Annotated in this window: 17 protein-coding genes; 8 read left to right on the top strand and 9 right to left on the bottom strand. The window is 73.0% G+C overall.

Features of this window, described 5'->3' with window-relative positions:
- Nucleotides 1-52 precede the first annotated feature (52 nt).
- From ACFYXA_RS06010 to ACFYXA_RS06000, 3 genes are all read left to right on the top strand, one after another.
- Nucleotides 53-757, top strand: coding sequence for a TetR family transcriptional regulator (locus ACFYXA_RS06010; protein WP_389029084.1), 705 nt, complete (start codon nt 53-55; stop codon nt 755-757).
- Between the two features lie 173 nt (nt 758-930).
- On the top strand, nt 931-1,344 hold the full coding sequence (locus ACFYXA_RS06005) for a zinc ribbon domain-containing protein (RefSeq protein WP_352251486.1): 414 nt from the start codon (nt 931-933) through the stop codon (nt 1,342-1,344).
- A 170-nt stretch (nt 1,345-1,514) separates the two neighbouring features.
- Nucleotides 1,515-4,286 carry an alpha/beta hydrolase family protein gene (locus ACFYXA_RS06000; protein WP_389028509.1) on the top strand — a complete coding sequence of 924 codons (2,772 nt, stop codon included), beginning with the start codon at nt 1,515-1,517 and terminating at the stop codon, nt 4,284-4,286.
- A gap of 44 nt (nt 4,287-4,330) precedes the next feature.
- Here ACFYXA_RS06000 and ACFYXA_RS05995 read toward each other — a convergent pair whose 3' ends face one another.
- Nucleotides 4,331-4,711, bottom strand: coding sequence for a PPOX class F420-dependent oxidoreductase (locus ACFYXA_RS05995; RefSeq protein WP_352251490.1), 381 nt, complete (start codon nt 4,709-4,711; stop codon nt 4,331-4,333).
- A gap of 190 nt (nt 4,712-4,901) precedes the next feature.
- Here ACFYXA_RS05995 and ACFYXA_RS05990 point away from each other — a divergent pair, with 190 nt between their 5' ends.
- On the top strand, nt 4,902-5,735 hold the full coding sequence (locus ACFYXA_RS05990; protein ID WP_389028505.1) for an SAM-dependent methyltransferase: 834 nt from the start codon (nt 4,902-4,904) through the stop codon (nt 5,733-5,735).
- 116 nt (nt 5,736-5,851) lie between these two features.
- Entirely contained in the window at nt 5,852-7,252 is a 1,401-nt protein-coding gene (locus ACFYXA_RS05985; RefSeq protein WP_352251494.1) for a S1 family peptidase, read from the top strand.
- 40 nt (nt 7,253-7,292) lie between these two features.
- Here the strand turns inward: ACFYXA_RS05985 and ACFYXA_RS05980 are convergent, their stop codons facing one another.
- Together ACFYXA_RS05980 and ACFYXA_RS05975 are read right to left on the bottom strand one after the other, a co-directional pair.
- The gene (locus tag ACFYXA_RS05980; RefSeq protein WP_351098581.1) at nt 7,293-7,466 is read right to left on the bottom strand and encodes a hypothetical protein; all 174 of its coding nucleotides are present in this window, start codon (nt 7,464-7,466) and stop codon (nt 7,293-7,295) included.
- Between the two features lie 123 nt (nt 7,467-7,589).
- Nucleotides 7,590-8,285: a L,D-transpeptidase family protein gene (locus ACFYXA_RS05975; RefSeq protein ID WP_389028501.1), complete on the bottom strand. Its 696-nt coding sequence runs from the start codon at nt 8,283-8,285 to the stop codon at nt 7,590-7,592.
- 161 nt (nt 8,286-8,446) lie between these two features.
- Here ACFYXA_RS05975 and ACFYXA_RS05970 point away from each other — a divergent pair, with 161 nt between their 5' ends.
- Nucleotides 8,447-8,983, top strand: coding sequence for a hypothetical protein (locus tag ACFYXA_RS05970; RefSeq protein WP_389028498.1), 537 nt, complete (start codon nt 8,447-8,449; stop codon nt 8,981-8,983).
- Nucleotides 8,984-9,071: 88 nt separating this feature from the next.
- On the opposite strand, the gene ACFYXA_RS05965 is transcribed toward ACFYXA_RS05970, so the two are convergent.
- Nucleotides 9,072-9,977: an NADP-dependent oxidoreductase gene (locus ACFYXA_RS05965; protein ID WP_389028495.1), complete on the bottom strand. Its 906-nt coding sequence runs from the start codon at nt 9,975-9,977 to the stop codon at nt 9,072-9,074.
- Between the two features lie 129 nt (nt 9,978-10,106).
- Here ACFYXA_RS05965 and ACFYXA_RS05960 point away from each other — a divergent pair, with 129 nt between their 5' ends.
- Nucleotides 10,107-10,484, top strand: a complete 378-nt coding sequence (locus ACFYXA_RS05960) for a helix-turn-helix domain-containing protein (protein ID WP_356686431.1) — start codon at nt 10,107-10,109, stop codon at nt 10,482-10,484.
- 65 nt (nt 10,485-10,549) lie between these two features.
- On the opposite strand, the gene ACFYXA_RS05955 is transcribed toward ACFYXA_RS05960, so the two are convergent.
- The 4 genes from ACFYXA_RS05955 to ACFYXA_RS05940 form a co-directional block, all read right to left on the bottom strand.
- On the bottom strand, nt 10,550-10,930 hold the full coding sequence (locus ACFYXA_RS05955) for a DUF4180 domain-containing protein (protein WP_352251504.1): 381 nt from the start codon (nt 10,928-10,930) through the stop codon (nt 10,550-10,552).
- A 28-nt stretch (nt 10,931-10,958) separates the two neighbouring features.
- Nucleotides 10,959-11,588 carry an MBL fold metallo-hydrolase gene (locus ACFYXA_RS05950; RefSeq protein WP_389028491.1) on the bottom strand — a complete coding sequence of 210 codons (630 nt, stop codon included), beginning with the start codon at nt 11,586-11,588 and terminating at the stop codon, nt 10,959-10,961.
- Nucleotides 11,588-12,673 carry an S-(hydroxymethyl)mycothiol dehydrogenase gene (locus ACFYXA_RS05945; protein ID WP_389028488.1) on the bottom strand — a complete coding sequence of 362 codons (1,086 nt, stop codon included), beginning with the start codon at nt 12,671-12,673 and terminating at the stop codon, nt 11,588-11,590. The genes ACFYXA_RS05950 and ACFYXA_RS05945 overlap by 1 nt, the downstream gene beginning before the upstream one ends.
- A gap of 139 nt (nt 12,674-12,812) precedes the next feature.
- On the bottom strand, nt 12,813-13,112 hold the full coding sequence (locus ACFYXA_RS05940) for a hypothetical protein (protein WP_389028485.1): 300 nt from the start codon (nt 13,110-13,112) through the stop codon (nt 12,813-12,815).
- A 170-nt stretch (nt 13,113-13,282) separates the two neighbouring features.
- Between ACFYXA_RS05940 and ACFYXA_RS05935 the strand changes: the two genes are divergently transcribed.
- Nucleotides 13,283-13,648, top strand: coding sequence for a nuclear transport factor 2 family protein (locus tag ACFYXA_RS05935; protein WP_389028482.1), 366 nt, complete (start codon nt 13,283-13,285; stop codon nt 13,646-13,648).
- A gap of 63 nt (nt 13,649-13,711) precedes the next feature.
- Here ACFYXA_RS05935 and ACFYXA_RS05930 read toward each other — a convergent pair whose 3' ends face one another.
- The gene (locus ACFYXA_RS05930; RefSeq protein WP_352251548.1) at nt 13,712-14,374 is read right to left on the bottom strand and encodes a TetR/AcrR family transcriptional regulator; all 663 of its coding nucleotides are present in this window, start codon (nt 14,372-14,374) and stop codon (nt 13,712-13,714) included.
- Nucleotides 14,375-14,388 lie beyond the last annotated feature (14 nt).

Below are 14,388 nucleotides of genomic sequence, written 5' to 3'. Positions count from 1 at the left end.
GAGCGCCAGTGACCGCAGTGACCGCGCGGAGCAGGCCCCCCCGAAGCCGCCGATGCGGGACGCGCTGGTGGCGGCGGCCTTCCGGCTGTTCCTGGAGCGGGGTTACGAACAGACGACCGTCGACGACATCGTGGCCCTCGCGGGGGTCGGCCGGCGCTCCTTCTTCCGCTACTTCCCCTCCAAGGAGGACGTGGTCTTCCCCGACCACGAGCGCTGCCTGGCCGACATGACCGACTTCCTGGCGGCGAGCGGCGACACCGACGAGCCGGTGCGCCGGGTGTGCGACGCCGCCCGGCTGGTGCTGCGCATGTACGCCGAGAACCCCTCCTTCTCCGTGCAGCGCTACCGGCTCACCAAACAGGTGCCGGGGCTGCGCGCGTACGAGCTGTCGGTGGTGTGGCGCTACGAGCGCGCCCTCGCCGAGTATCTGCGCGCCCGCTTCGCAGGCCGGGCCGACGGGAGCCTGCGGGCCGACGTGATCGCCTCCGCCGTGGTCGCCGCGCACAACAACGCCCTGCGTTCCTGGCTGCGTTCGGACGGGCAGGGCGACGCGAGCGCGACGGTGGACCACGCGCTGGGGTATGTGCAGTCGGCGTTCGGCGGGGCGCCCGCCGCCCCGGTTCCCGAGGCGCCCGGCACGGCGGGCGGGGTCGCGGGCGCGTACGACGCCGACGACGTGGTCGTGGTGGTGTCGCGGCGGGGGGCTCCGCTGTGGCGGGTCGTGCAGGAGATCGAGACGGCCCTCGCCCGGGACTGAGCCGGGCCGGGGCCGTCCGCGAGCCCCGGATATTGGGGGTACGCAGTGCCTTTACGAGTGGCACTGAGTGCCATACGCTGAGCGCGTGCGCGGTGGCACGGTGAACCGCGCACGTCCGTGCACGGGTGATCCGAGCACGTGGATTCCGGCCTATGTGCAGGGAGTTGACCAGCGTGTACCACCACTCAGGAAGCGCCGTTCAGCCGGCAGCCGGCTCCTCCGCGGGTCTTCTCGACCGCCGGGGCACGGACACGGAGGCGATCTGGTTCCAGCGCTGCACCTGGTGCGGCACCGCGATGTACCACCGGCTGCTGTGTCCGGTGTGCCAGGGCAGCGAGCTGGTGACGGAGCGCAGTGAGGGCGTGGGAACGGTCCGTCACGCCACGGTGGTGCACCGCAACACCCCCTCCGCCCGCAACGTCTCCCTGATCGAGCTGGCCGAGGGTTTCGTGGTGCGCGGCAGGGTCATGGGGCCGCTGATCGGCGTCCACAGCGGCGACCGCGTCCGGCTGTCCACGGCCAAGGACCCGGTCCGGGGCGAGCCGGTCTTCCAGCTCGTCGACGAGCCGTACCGGGGCTGGCACTGACGCCGGCTCAGCAGGTCCGCGCCCGCGGGCGGCGGTGACCGGATCCTTGCGGTCCCGCCTGTTCGATTCCGCGCCGCAGGCAACCCGCAGGCGTGATCGGGGTTCCTCCGTGACACGAGGAGCCCCTGACACGGAAGGGGCTCCCGCTCTCACCCTTCAGGAGTGGACCCTTGATCCGTGCCCGGCGAACAGGTGTCGCCGTCGCGGCCGCGCTGGCGGCCCTGGCGGTAACACCGGGACTGGCGCAGGCCAGACCCCCGTCCGAATCCACGACGCCGACCACGTCGGCCGACCGCTCGCTGCCGCCCGGCTGGCGGATCAGCGGCCAGGGCGCCGCAGCCGAGCTGGTGTGGCGCTCGCCCACGCGCGTACCCGCCGGCGACGCCCGGGTGGAGTTCCACGCGGCGAACCGGCTGCTGGGCGTGCCCAAGCCGGACAAGGACGGCCGCACGTTCCGGCTCGCCCTCGACGAGGTGGCGGGCGCCCCGCTGAACGAGCTGAGCGTGGTGGCCGCCGGCCGCCGCCTGGACGCGCCCGCGGGCGACCCGGCCGCTCCGGGCCGGCGTTCACGGGCCGCCGTCCGGCCGCCCGCCGCGCTGCCGGCGAACTCCGTCGACCCCGGCGTGCCGGGCGCGTACCGGACCGTCACCGGCGAGTACACCCTCGACCCGGTGAAGCTGCCCGGGTTCGCCGCCCCGGTGGAGATGCAGGCCGTCGTCGTCGCGCCGAAGGGAGCGACCGGCAAGCGCCCGCTCGCGCTGTTCCTGCACGGCCGGCACACGACCTGCTTCAAGCCGGACGACCCGGAGTTCATCTCCATCGAGTGGCCCTGCCCGACCGGCACCCAGCCCATCCCCTCCCACAAGGGATACCTCAAGGACCAGCAACTGCTGGCCTCCCAGGGCTATGTGACGGTGTCGATCTCCGCCAACGGGATCAACGGCCAGGACGCGGAGGTCGACGACGCCGGCGCCCAGGCTCGGTCCTCCCTGGTCCGGCAGCACCTCGCCCGCTGGGCCGGCTGGGCCGCGAACCCGGCGGGCGCCCCCGCGGCCGTCCGCGAGGCCCCGAAGGCCGACCTGTCGCGTGTGCTGCTCGTGGGCCACTCGCGCGGCGGCGAAGGCGTCAACCGCGCCGCGATGGACAGCCTCTACCCGGCGCCCGCCGCCCAGGACGGCTACAAGGGCCCGGTGCGCTGGAAGATCCGCGGCACCGTCCTCATCGGACCGACGATCTTCGGCCAGAATCCGGTCGCGGACGTGCCGTCGGCGACGATCCTGCCGGGCTGCGACGGCGACGTGTCCGACCTCCAGGGCGAGGTGTACGCCGACGGCACGCGCGGCGTCAGCAAGGGCGCGGCGCTGCACAGTTCGCTCTACATGGTCGGCGCGAACCACAACTACTTCAATAGCGAGTGGACCCCCGGCACGGCCGCGGCGCCCGCCTGGGACGACTTCTCGGCGGACGGCGACCAGCCGGACCCGGTGTGCTCGACGGGCGCCGCCACCCGGCTCACCGCGGACCAGCAGCACCGGGCCGGCGCGGCCTACATCGCCGCCGCGGCCCGGCTGTTCGTGGCCGGCGACGACCGGGCGCGTCCGCTGCTCGACGGCTCCGGCCGGCGGGCCCCCTCCGCGGACCCCGCCCGCGTCCTGAGCCACGCGGTCGGAGCGCGCCGCACCGGCGGCTTCCTTCCCGACGGGCCGGTGAGCGTGACCGGCGCCCGGCTCTGCTCGGCCGTCGCCGTCGACCCGGCCGCCGCCTGTCTGGACCCGGAGCAGGAAGGAAGCTCCCCGCACTTCGCGTGGTGGGAGACCGCGCCGGAGACCGGCCGCCGCGCCGTGGCGCTGGACTGGTCCGCGCCGGGTGCGACGGCCCGTGTGCGGCCCGCCGCGCCGCTGTCCCTCGCGGGCTCGCGGGAGTTGGCGCTGCGGGTCTTCGTGCCCCCGAACACCACCGGCACCCGGCTCGACGTGGCCGTCACCGACGCCGCCGGACGGCGGGCCGCGCTGGGCGCCGTACAGGTGGACGGGCTGCCGGGCAGCAACCGCACCTCCTCCTACTGGGCGCGTGAGGTGCGTGTCCCGCTGACCGCGGCCGTCCGCGCGAAGCTCGACCTGCGGCACGTGAAGTCCCTCGATCTGACGCCGCGTTCGGCGTCCGGGAAGGCGTGGCTGATGGACGCCTGGGGCTGGGCGCCCGGCACCCCGGCGGTCCACGCGGCGAAGCTGCCGCGCGTCGACGTCGGCCGCACGATCGTCAAGGAGGGCGACTCCGGCACCCGCACCTACCGGATCCCGGTCGAGATCTCCGGGAAGGGCACCGGGAAGGTCCGCGTGTACGTCCTCGACCCGGACACCGGGCGCGGCACGGACAAGCTGGTCACGATACGTCCCGGCGGCAACGCCATCGACGTGCCGGTCCAGGTGAAGGGCGACACCCTGTTCGCCTACGACCGCCGTCAGGACATCGCCGTGAAGGCGGTCGAGGGCGCCGTCGTCGGCTCCCACCGGGGCGGGGTCACCGCGGAGAACGACGACCCCGAGCCGAAGGTCACCGCGACGCCGGTCGCCGACCGGGTGACCGAGGGGCAGGCGCTGTCCTGGCGGCTGACGCTGTCCGAGGCCGCCGGCGTGGACGTGGGGCTGCCGATCGAGCTGACCCAGGTCGAGGGGGGCGCGGAGCTGTCCACCCAGGACCTTGACCCGAAGTGGCTGCTCGACCAGGGCGTCGAGGCGGATCCGGAGCGCCCGCTGTCCGAGGCGCTGTGGCTGTGGCTGGACGTCCCGGCCGGGACCACGAGCGTCGACCTGACCGTGCCGACGGTGGCCGACCAGGTGGCCGAGCCGGCGGAGTCGCTGCGCATGCGGCTCGACGACTTCGATGGCGTCCCCCGGCCCGACGCGCCCCCGCTGACGGGCACGGTGCTGGACGCGTCGTAAGGCGCGCGTGCGGGGGCGTGGTCCGCAGGGCCCGCCCCCGCACCTCACAAGGTGACGCGGATGCCCACCGTCCCCTTCGTCCCCCGGCGCAGCCTGCTGCCGAGCAGCGTGAGGCGGCCGATGAGGCCGTACTTGCGGGCGACCAGCGAGCGGTAGCGCGCGGTCGTCGGCGCGTCGCAGACCTGGGCGGTGGCCGGCGTCTGCCTCCCGGTCGGGCGGCCGCGCACGTCGCAGGGACCGACCAGGACGTCGGCGCGGGCGCGGATCCGCTTGACCTTCCAGGAGTCGGCGGCCGTCCACACGCCGAGGGCGTCCCCGTCGCGCACCACCCACACCGGGGTGGCGACGGGCGTTCCGTTCTTCCGGTAGCTGGTGAGCAGCAGGTACTTGCCGGCCGCCAGCGTGTCCACCACCGTCGCGTCCATACCCCGCAGTGTAGTAAGGGGACCGGGATGACTGCGGGTCCAGACCCGAAAGCCTGAACGGGTGGCCTGAATCTCACGCACCGTGCACGGCCGTGAACTCAGCGGTCTAGATTGACGGTTGACCCGCGCGCCTGAACCGTGCGCCGGGACGCCCGTCCGACCGTGCCGTCAGCACCACAGGAGCAGATCCGTGACCGAGCACCCGACCGCCGTCGGCGGCCACACGGCGCAGTCCTCACGCGAGCGCATCGACACCTCGCGGGCGCACACCGCCCGGATCTGGAACTACTGGCTGGGCGGCAAGGACAACTACGAGGTCGACCGCGCGGCCGGCGACGAGATCCGCCGGCTGCACCCCGGCATCGGCGAGTACGCCCGCGCCGACCGGCTCTTCCTCGGCCGCGCCGTGCGCCACCTGGTGACCGAGGCCGGGATACGCCAGTTCCTCGACATCGGCACCGGGCTGCCGACGGCGGACAACACGCACGAGGTCGCACAGCGGGCGGCGGCCGACTCACGGGTCGTCTACGTCGACAACGACCCGCTGGTCCTGGCGCACGCCCGCGCCCTGCTGGCGAGCACCCCGCAGGGCCGCACCGACTACCTGGACGAGGACCTGCGCGACGTCGACGCGATCCTCCGGCACGCCGCGCGCACGCTGGACTTCGAGCGGCCGGTGGCGCTGATGCTGCTCGGCGTGGTCATCTTCCTCGGCGACGAGGAGGACCCGTACGCCCTGGTGCGCCGCCTGATGGAGGCGCTCCCGCCGGGCAGCCACCTGGTGCTGTCGCACACCGTCACCTCCCCGGCGATGCCGGACGTGGACGAGGCGGTGCGGTTCTGGAACGAGCACGGCACGCCCAGGCTGACCCAGCGCACGCCCGCGGAGGTGGCCCGCTTCTTCGACGGTCTGGAGTTGCTGGAACCGGGTGTGGTGTCCTGCTCGCGCTGGCGCCCGGAGACGTCCGGCGGGGCGGAGCCGGACGAGGTCGCCATGTTCGGCGGAGTGGCCCGCAAACGGTGAAATGATCACCCTCCGGGTGAACGCTGCGGAGCCCGGGCCCGTATGGAGAGAAGGGCGCTCAACGACCGGAGGGCCCCGCGGTGTTGACACCGCGCGTTCTGGTTCGGGAGCCATGCATGAGGCACGTACGACGGCGGATCGTCCGGCGAGTGACACGGCTGGCGGCCGTCGGCGGACTCGTCGCGGGAGGAGCCATGATCACCCAGGCGGCCATGGCCGGTGAGCCGCCCGTCACCTCGGCGGTGGCGGGCGACACGGCGCGGTCCGCCGACAGCACCGGGGCGAACCTGGTGAAGACGCTCGGCACCTCCCGCACCGCGGGCACATGGATCGACGACGAGGGACGGCCGGTCGTGGCCGTCACCGACGACGAGAGCGCGGCCGCGGTCCGCAAGGCGGGCGCACAGGCGAAGGTCGTCGGGCACAGCATGAACGAGCTGAAGTCGGCGACGGCGGCGCTGCGTGCGGCCCCGAAGGTGCCCGGGACCGCATGGGTGCTGGACTACCGGTCGAACCAAGTGGTGGTGCGGGGCGACAAGACCGTCTCCGCCTCCGACTGGTCGCGGCTGACGAAGGTGGCGTCGGGCATCGGCAGTTACGTCCGCATGGAGCGCACCTCGGGCACCTTCACCACCCGGGTCAACGGCGCGCTGCCCATCCTGTCCACCGGCGGGCGCTGCTCGGCGGGCTTCAACGTGACCAACGGGTCGAACGACTTCATCCTCACCGCCGGCCACTGCGGGCCCTCGGGGGCCGCGTGGTTCGCCGACAACCAGGGCAACCGGGCGCTGGGCAAGACGGTCGTCTCCAACTTCCCCGGCGCCGACTTCTCCCTGGTGCAGTACTCGTCGGGCGAGGCCGGCGAGGGCGCCGACGTGGTCGCCATCGGCAACGGCAACGGGGTGCGGATCACGGGCGTGGGCGACGCGGCCGTCGGCCAGCGGGTGTTCCGCAGCGGCAGCACGACCGGGCTGCGCGACGGCGAGGTCACCGGGCTGGACGCGACGGTCAACTACCCGGAGGGCTCGGTGTCCGGGCTGATCGAGACGACCGTGTGCGCCGAGTCCGGGGACAGCGGCGGGCCGATGTTCTCCGAGGGCATCGCGCTCGGCATCACCTCGGGCGGCAGCGGCGACTGCAACACCGGGGGGACGACGTACTTCCAGCCGGTGACGAAGGCGCTGGCCCAGCTGGGCGTGCAGTTGATCGTGGCCGCGCCCTCCGACGCCCAGAACGGCACGTCGGCCGCGCCGAACGGGGACGGCTCCCAGCCGACGTCCGCGCCGACGGGCGCCGCGGGGGCCGGTTCGGGCGGGACCTCGCCGGGCTCGACCACGCCGGCGACGGGCAGCACCAGCGGTACGACGCTGGCGTCGCGCCTGGTCGACCCCCGTAACGTCGGGCCGGGCCTGCTGGTGATCGCGGGAAGTCTGGTGGCGCTGGCCGCGACGCGCTACTTCCGGGCCGAGCAGGACCGCAAGGCCTACCAGCGGTACTACTCGACGACCTGGGGATGAGTGAGGCGGGGCGGGCGGGGAGCGCCGGCCGGGCGGTCGGTCAGACCGCCTGGCCCGCGCTCGGGGCAGCGGCGGCCCACTCCAGGACGAGCCGCTGGTACTCCTCGCGCTGCTCGCCGCTCAGTGTCCCGCCCGATCGGAGCCACAGGGCCCGGATCTCTTCGTTGACCTCTTCAGCCGATCGCTCGGAGAGGCGTTCAACAGTGGTGGACATGATGTGAATCTTACGGGGTCGGAGGTGAAGGCAACGTGAGTAATACCTGAGTTAAATGGACAAAGCGGACGTGTCACTGATCACGTCCGCCTCGTCACCTTCTCGACCCGTTCGTCCGGCCGGTCACGTCCCCGGCTTGCGCCCGTACACGAAGACGTCGTCACCCTTGCGCAGCAGCGACCAGTACTTCTGCGCCGCCGTCTTGGTCATGTTGACGCAGCCGTGCGAGCCCGGCGGGTTCCACATGCTGACGCCGACCGAGTGGAAGGCCTGTCCCCCGTCGAAGAACTGGCTGTAGGGCATGGGCACGTGGTAGATCGTCGACACGTGGTTGATGTTCCGCCAGTAGATCTTCTTCAGGCCGGTGCGGGTCTCGTACCCGTTGCGGCCGGTGCGGACCGGGACCGGCCCGTAGACGAGCTTGCCGCCGTCCTGGATCCAGCTGAGCTGGAGGGTGAGGTCGACGCAGGCGATGCGGCCCTTGTTGGTCGGGCACTTGCCGGCCTTGTTGGGCTTGTTGCCCACGGCCTTCTGCTTGTTCATCAGGTCCATCACGCCCCAGGTGACGGGTCCCGCGTAGCCGATGTTCGGCGTGATGCCGTGCTTGTTCTGGAAGGCGCGGATCGCCTTGCAGTCGGCGGCCGACTGCTTGCCGTCCACGGGCCGGCCGAGGAACCTCTCGACCTGCTTCTGGTACGGCCCGGCCTGCGTCGAACAACTCGCGGCCTGCGCGGGCGTGGTGCCCAGCGCGAGCGTCAACGGCGCTATGAGCCCCGTCACCCCGAGCACCACGGCCCCTCGTCTGCGTATGTCCCCCATGACTGCCCTCTTCTTCCTGGCGTGTTCGGCCCTCTCGACTTACTGGACAGATGGACGGCCCCGGCGGTTGTAGTCCGGTGCGGGCTGTGACGAAACGGTGAAGTTCGGTGGATGCGCCACCAGGCGGCGGGTGGACGGCAGCGGCCCGGTAGCGTGCCCGCATGTCCGCGTTCATACAGCAACTGCCCGCGCTCGTCGGTGTGGTGATCGGCGCCCTGGGGTCGTATCTGGCGCTGGCGCGCAGTGACCGGGAGCGGTTCCGGCGCGAGCGCGCGGCCCGTTGGGAGGAGCGGCGGCTCGCCGTGTACGCGGACTACGCGCGGACGTTGAAGAAGTCGGTCGTGCTGACGTACCGCGTCGCCGCGCACCTGGGCGAGGACCCGCATCCGCACCCGATGTCCCCCACGGAGGCGGAGCCGCTGATGGCGGAGGCGACCGACGGCCGCGACCCCACCGGCGAGGCGCTGCTGATGCTGGGCAGCCATGAGGTGGTGGAGCGGGCCCGGGTGTGGGTGACCGTGGTGATGGAGATGGAGCGGTTCGTGCGGGCGGCCACGCGGGACGCGGCGGCCTGGCCGGCCCTGCTGGAGCGGCAGCGGGCCGCCCGCGAGGGCTACTACGCGGCCGTGCGGGAGGACCTGGGGCTGCCGCCGGGGCATCCGGCGCGCTGGCCGACGTTCCCGGCGGCGGAGGGCTGAGCGGCCGCGCCCCGCGGTCGCCGGCCTCGGGGACCGACGGAACGGTCAGTCGCTCGGCGGGCCGGCGCAGCTGTGGCACGCCCCCGCTTCAGATGCGGATCACGATCTTTCCGCGTGTGCGTCCGCGCTCGGCGTGCGCGTGGGCGTCGGCGATCCGCTCCAGGGGGTAGGTCTGCTCGATGCGGGGTGTGTAGCGGCCTTGCCGGCCGAGTTCCGCGGCCGCGGACAGGAGGGTGGAGTCGTTCTCCGCGTTGACCACATGCGTGCCCAGGCGCTGCCCGCCCGCGTGGTCGGCGACCGTCGCGACGCGCGTCGGGTCGCCCGTGATCGCGACGAGGTCGTCCAGGGATCCGGAGGCCGCGGTGTCGAGCACGACGTCGACGCCGTGCGGAGCGAGAGCGGAGAGACGCTGCGCGAGGCCGGGGCCGTAGGTGGTGGGAACGGCGCCGAGAGAGGTGAGGAACTCGTGGTTGCGTTCGCCGGCCGTCCCGATCACGGCGGCGCCTTGTGCCACGGCGATCTCGACCGCCGCGCTGCCCACGCCTCCGGCGGCGCCCTCGACGAGAAGGGTGCGCCCCGCGAGGGAGCCGAGCGCGTTCAGGCCGCGCATCGCGGTCACGGACGCTAGACCGGCGCCCGCGGCCTGCTCGTCGTTCCACGTGTCGGGGGTGTGGGCCCACGCCGAGAGGATGACCAGCTCTGCGGTTGCGCCGGTGACACCGCCCAGCCCGAAGACGCGGTCGCCGATGCTCACCCCCCGCACTCCGTCGCCGACTTCGTCGACCACGCCGGCGGCGTCGCGCCCGGGAACGGCGGGCAGCTCCAGGGGAAGCAGCCGGCGCAGGGCGCCGGCGCGCAGCTTCCAGTCGATGGGATTGACGCCGGCCGCCGCGGCGCGGACACGTATCTCACCGGGTCCGGGGTGGGGCTCGGGGGCCTGCTCGATCACCAGGCCCTCCGCTCCGCCGTATTCATGGAAGCGGGCTGCACGCATAATGTCCTGCCTTGCCTTTACAGGTCGAGATGACGGTGTCGGAATACCTGCCGTTGAGTCGATGCTCCGGAAGATATCCAGAAGGTCGGTCACCATCTGGATACCAAGACCGGAGACGGGAGATCCTCGATGACGCAACGGCCGCCGCTGCCACCCGACTTGTTCGACGAGCTGTGCCCGTCCTCGCTGCTGCCCTTCCGCTTCGGCGACAAATGGGCGCCCCTGGTCGTCCGCTGCCTGGAGGACGGACCGCGCAGATACTCCGAACTCCGCGTGCCCCTGGGCCGCGTCAGCCCGAAGGCGCTCACCCAGTCGCTCCGCGGCTTGGAGCGGAACGGGTTCGTGTCACGCACGGTGCACGCCGACCCGAAACTGCGGGTGGAGTACGCGCTGACACCACTGGGCCGCAGCACGCTGGAGCCGCTGGCCGCCGCGTGCCGATGGGCGACCGAGCACTGGGACGAGCTGCTCGACGCCCGCGAGGGCGGCATCTCCTCCATCGGCTGACCCGAACCTGCGTCAGCGCGCGCCGCGCCGGAATCTCGGCGAGCTTCGCGTACGCCGCGGCCTGTTCAGCCGGTCGTCGGCCGCAGCCTCTCCGCCAGGGCCTCCTCATCCGGCACGAACCACAGCTGGCGGCCCTGACCGGCCTCGTACACGAAGTCCCGCAGGGCGGGGCTGTCGGCGACGTGCCGTGAGACGTCGCCGACGACGGCCAGCCGCAGCCGGTAGTTCGCGAACTTCTGCACGACCGCCCCGGCGACCCCGGACCGCAGCTGGAAGAACGCCTCCCCCAGCCTCTCCACCGGCACGGCGACGAGCTGGGCGTCCTGCCCGTACGCGTCCCCGATCAGGTCGAGCGCCGCGCTCTCGCCGTCGATCACGGGGCCGTCGGCGGCGCAGCGCAGGACGCGGGTGTCATGGAGGGTCACGAGCGTGTCGGTGGCTGTCATGCTCGCGATCCTAGGGTGGTCGGTGCGCTCAGTGGCCGCGTTTGATCCATTCGCCCAGGTGCGGGGCCTCGGCGCCGATGGTGGTGGGATCGCCGTGGCCGGTGAGGACCTTCGTCTCGGGCGGCAGCGTCAGCAGCCGGTCCCTGATGGAGGCGATGATCGTCGGGAAGTGGGACCAGGAGCGGCCGGTGGCGCCGGGGCCGCCCTGGAACAGGGTGTCGCCGGTGAAGAGCACGCCGAGCCCCGGGTCGTGCAGGCAGACCGCGCCGGGCGCGTGCCCGGGGGTGTGCAGGACGGTGAGGTCGGCGCCGGCGGCCTCGATGACCTGGCCGTCGGCCAGATGGCCGTCGGGCTCGCGGTCGGGGTGGGTCAGCTTCCACAGCGGCAGGTCGTCGGGGTGCAGCCAGATCGTCGCGCCGGTGAGGTCGGCGAGGGCGGGGGCCGCGCCGACGTGGTCGTTGTGGGCGTGGGTGCACACGATGGCGGTGAGCCGGCGGTCGCCGACGGCCGCGGCGATGGCCTCGGCGTCGTGGGCGGCGTCGATGACGACGACCTCGTGGTCGTCGCCGACGAGCCAGACGTTGTTGTCGACGTCCCAGGTTCCGCCGTCGAGGCTGAACTGGCCCGAGGTGACGAGGCGTTCGATGCGGGCGGACATCACAGCACCACCACCGAGCGCAGCACGTCGCCGTGGTGCATCCGGTCGAACGCCTTCTCCACCTCGTCGAGTTCGATCGTCTCGGTGACGAACGCCCCCAGGTCGAGGCGGCCCTGCTGGTGCAGGTCGATCAGCATGGGGAAGTCCCGGGAGGGCAGACAGTCCCCGTACCAGGACGACTTCAGCGATCCGCCGCGCCCGAAGACGTCCAGCAGCGGCAGTTCGAGCTTCATCTCCGGGGTGGGAACGCCGACCAGCACGACCGTGCCGGCGAGGTCGCGGGCGTAGAAGGCCTGCCGGTAGGTCTCGGGGCGGCCGACCGCCTCGATGACGACGTCCGCGCCGAAGCCGCCGGTCAGCTCGCGGATCGCCTCGACCGGGTCCGTCTCCGCGGAGTTCACGGTGTGCGTGGCGCCCATGGTGCGGGCCTTGTCCAGCTTGCGGCCGTCGATGTCGACGGCGATGATCCGCGCCGCGCCGGCCAGCCGGGCGCCCATGATCGCCGCGTCGCCGACCCCGCCGCAGCCGATGACGGCGACCGAGTCGCCGCGGCCGACGTTGCCGGTGTTGATCGCCGCGCCGATGCCCGCCATCACGCCGCAGCCGAGCAGTCCGGCCACCGCGGGCGACACCGACGGGTCGACTTTGGTGCACTGGCCGGCGGCGACCAGGGTCTTCTCGGCGAACGCGCCGATGCCCAGCGCGGGCGACAGTTCGGTGCCGTCGGTCAGGGTCATCTTCTGGCGGGCGTTGTGGGTGTCGAAGCAGTACCAGGGGCGGCCGCGCAGACAGGCGCGGCACTGGCCGCACACCGCACGCCAGTTGAGGATCACGAAGTCGCCCGGGGCGACGTCGGTGACGCCCTCGCCGACCGACTCGACCACGCCGGCCGCCTCGTGTCCGAGGAGGAAGGGGAACTCGTCGTTGATCCCGCCCTGCTTGTAGTGCAGGTCGGTGTGGCAGACGCCGCAGGCCTGCACCTTCACCACCGCTTCGCCGGGCCCCGGGTCGGGCACCACGATCGTCTCCACCCGCACGGGCTCGTTCTTCCCCGGTGCGATCACTCCGCGCACTTCCTGCGCCATGGTGCGGCCCCTTTCATCGGCGGCGGTCCGTCCGCTTCCGACCCTACGGGGCACTGATCGGTCCCCGCACGGCGATCGGGGCAGGTCACCTGAGTGCGCCTCGCGGGGCGCCCGCCCTCGCGGGGCGGGCGCGCCGGGGTCAGGCCTGGACGGCGGGGAGGAGACCGGTGACGGGGGCGACGAGGTCGGTGACCTGGTGCAGCTCGCCCAGCCGGCGCAGTTCGTTCACCTTGTTCAGCTCGTTCAACTGGCCGGACACCGGGGGCAGTTCACCCCGGTGCTCGGCGGGGATGTCGCTCTCGGCGATCGAGTCGAGTAGGGTCATCGGGCTGAGTCGGCCGCCGGCCGGGGCGTCGGCCGCGTTCGCCATGGGCGCGGCGAGGCCGGTGACCCCGACGGCGAGACAGGCGGCGGCGACGATGCGTCGAGTGGAGATCATGCCCTCAGCAACGGCGGGGACGACCGTCGGACACGGGTGCGGGGCGCCGCTCACCCGACAGGCGGACGGCGGTGTCCCGCGCTTGCCGGGTCGGGACGGACGGAGGAGTCTCGAAGTGAGGGCCCGGCGGGCCCGCCCCCTGGGTCCGCGGTCCTCACGAGGAGGTCACCATGGGCACCGCGGCAGGCTCCGCCTTCGACACCGAGACCCTGCGCAGGGGCGTCGAGGGGAACACCCCGGCGACGCTGCTGTCGCTCTACGCGGACGACGCGGAGCTGCGCGTCGTGGACCGCAACAGCCAGCCCAGCCGGCCCACCGTCCTGCACGGCCGTGACGAGATCGCCGGGATGCTCGACGACGTCTACAGCCGCGACATGACGCACCGGCTGGAGGACTGCGTCATCCAGGGCGACCGCGCCGCCTTCACCGAGTCCTGCGAGTACGCGGACGGGGTCCGCGTGCTGTCGGAGTCGATGCTCACGCTGCGGGAAGGCAAGATCGTCGGTCAGACGATGATCCAGGCCTGGGACGAGTAGGGGTGGTCGCCTCGGGCGCGGCTCCGGATGGTCCCGGGGCGGTGCCCGACGAGGGTGCGCCCGTCATGAGGCGGCGGGGGTCCAGCCCCGGGGGCGCAGGATGCCCAGGAGCTGGCGGACGAGTTCGTCGACGACCTCGTCGAGGGTGGCGTCGACCCAGCCGGCGCTCCAGTCGTGCAGGAGTCCGTTCACGCTGCCGATGAACGCCGTTGCGGCCAGGCGGTAGTCGCGGGGCGCGGCCTCGCCGCGGGCGGCGGCCTCGGTCGCCTCGGCGCAGATCAGGTCGACCCAGCGGGCCCGGCGGGCCAGGCGCTGTTCCTCCAGGCGCGGGCTGACGCCGACGATCTCGACGAAGGTGATGCGGATGCGGCGCGGGTCGCCGGTGACGTCGCCCGCGTAGGCGCGGAAGATCGCGGTGACCCGGTCGGCGAGGGGCAGGTCCCGGGCGGCGGCGAAGGCGGCGACCACGGCCTCCTCGGCCCGGTCGTTGACCTGGAGGTGGAGCGCCGCGAGGACGTCCTCCAGAGTGCGGAACTCCTCGTAGAACTGGCGGGTGGACAGCCCGGCGGCCTCGCTGAGCGCGGCGACCGTGGTGCCCCGGTAGCCGGGGGCGTCGCCGAACAGGTGCAGGGCCGCGTCCAGGAAGCGCCGGCGCCGCTCGGCCTGCCGTTCGGCGGCGGTCTTGCCCGCGTACCGTCCCGTGGGCGCCCTGAGCCTGCCCGTCACGCATCCTCCTTCGT

The sequence above is a fragment of the Streptomyces sp. NPDC002566 genome (genome assembly GCF_042889585.1).
Classification (GTDB): domain Bacteria; phylum Actinomycetota; class Actinomycetes; order Streptomycetales; family Streptomycetaceae; genus Streptomyces.
This window is presented reverse-complemented; position numbering and strand designations above follow the sequence as displayed.

Excerpts from the sequence above, each read along its gene's own strand:
- ACFYXA_RS06010 (WP_389029084.1), top strand. The coding sequence starts at position 53 with ATGCGGGACGCGCTGGTGGCGGCGGCCTTCCGGCTGTTCCTGGAGCGG.
- ACFYXA_RS05995 (WP_352251490.1), bottom strand. The coding sequence starts at position 4,711 with ATGGACGCGACGGTGGTGGACACGCTGGCGGCCGGCAAGTACCTGCTG.
- ACFYXA_RS05985 (WP_352251494.1), top strand. The coding sequence starts at position 5,852 with ATGAGGCACGTACGACGGCGGATCGTCCGGCGAGTGACACGGCTGGCG.
- ACFYXA_RS05980 (WP_351098581.1), bottom strand. The coding sequence starts at position 7,466 with ATGTCCACCACTGTTGAACGCCTCTCCGAGCGATCGGCTGAAGAGGTC.
- ACFYXA_RS05975 (WP_389028501.1), bottom strand. The coding sequence starts at position 8,285 with ATGGGGGACATACGCAGACGAGGGGCCGTGGTGCTCGGGGTGACGGGG.
- ACFYXA_RS05970 (WP_389028498.1), top strand. The coding sequence starts at position 8,447 with ATGTCCGCGTTCATACAGCAACTGCCCGCGCTCGTCGGTGTGGTGATC.
- ACFYXA_RS05965 (WP_389028495.1), bottom strand. The coding sequence starts at position 9,977 with ATGCGTGCAGCCCGCTTCCATGAATACGGCGGAGCGGAGGGCCTGGTG.
- ACFYXA_RS05960 (WP_356686431.1), top strand. The coding sequence starts at position 10,107 with ATGACGCAACGGCCGCCGCTGCCACCCGACTTGTTCGACGAGCTGTGC.
- ACFYXA_RS05955 (WP_352251504.1), bottom strand. The coding sequence starts at position 10,930 with ATGACAGCCACCGACACGCTCGTGACCCTCCATGACACCCGCGTCCTG.
- ACFYXA_RS05950 (WP_389028491.1), bottom strand. The coding sequence starts at position 11,588 with ATGTCCGCCCGCATCGAACGCCTCGTCACCTCGGGCCAGTTCAGCCTC.
- ACFYXA_RS05945 (WP_389028488.1), bottom strand. The coding sequence starts at position 12,673 with ATGGCGCAGGAAGTGCGCGGAGTGATCGCACCGGGGAAGAACGAGCCC.
- ACFYXA_RS05940 (WP_389028485.1), bottom strand. The coding sequence starts at position 13,112 with ATGATCTCCACTCGACGCATCGTCGCCGCCGCCTGTCTCGCCGTCGGG.
- ACFYXA_RS05935 (WP_389028482.1), top strand. The coding sequence starts at position 13,283 with ATGGGCACCGCGGCAGGCTCCGCCTTCGACACCGAGACCCTGCGCAGG.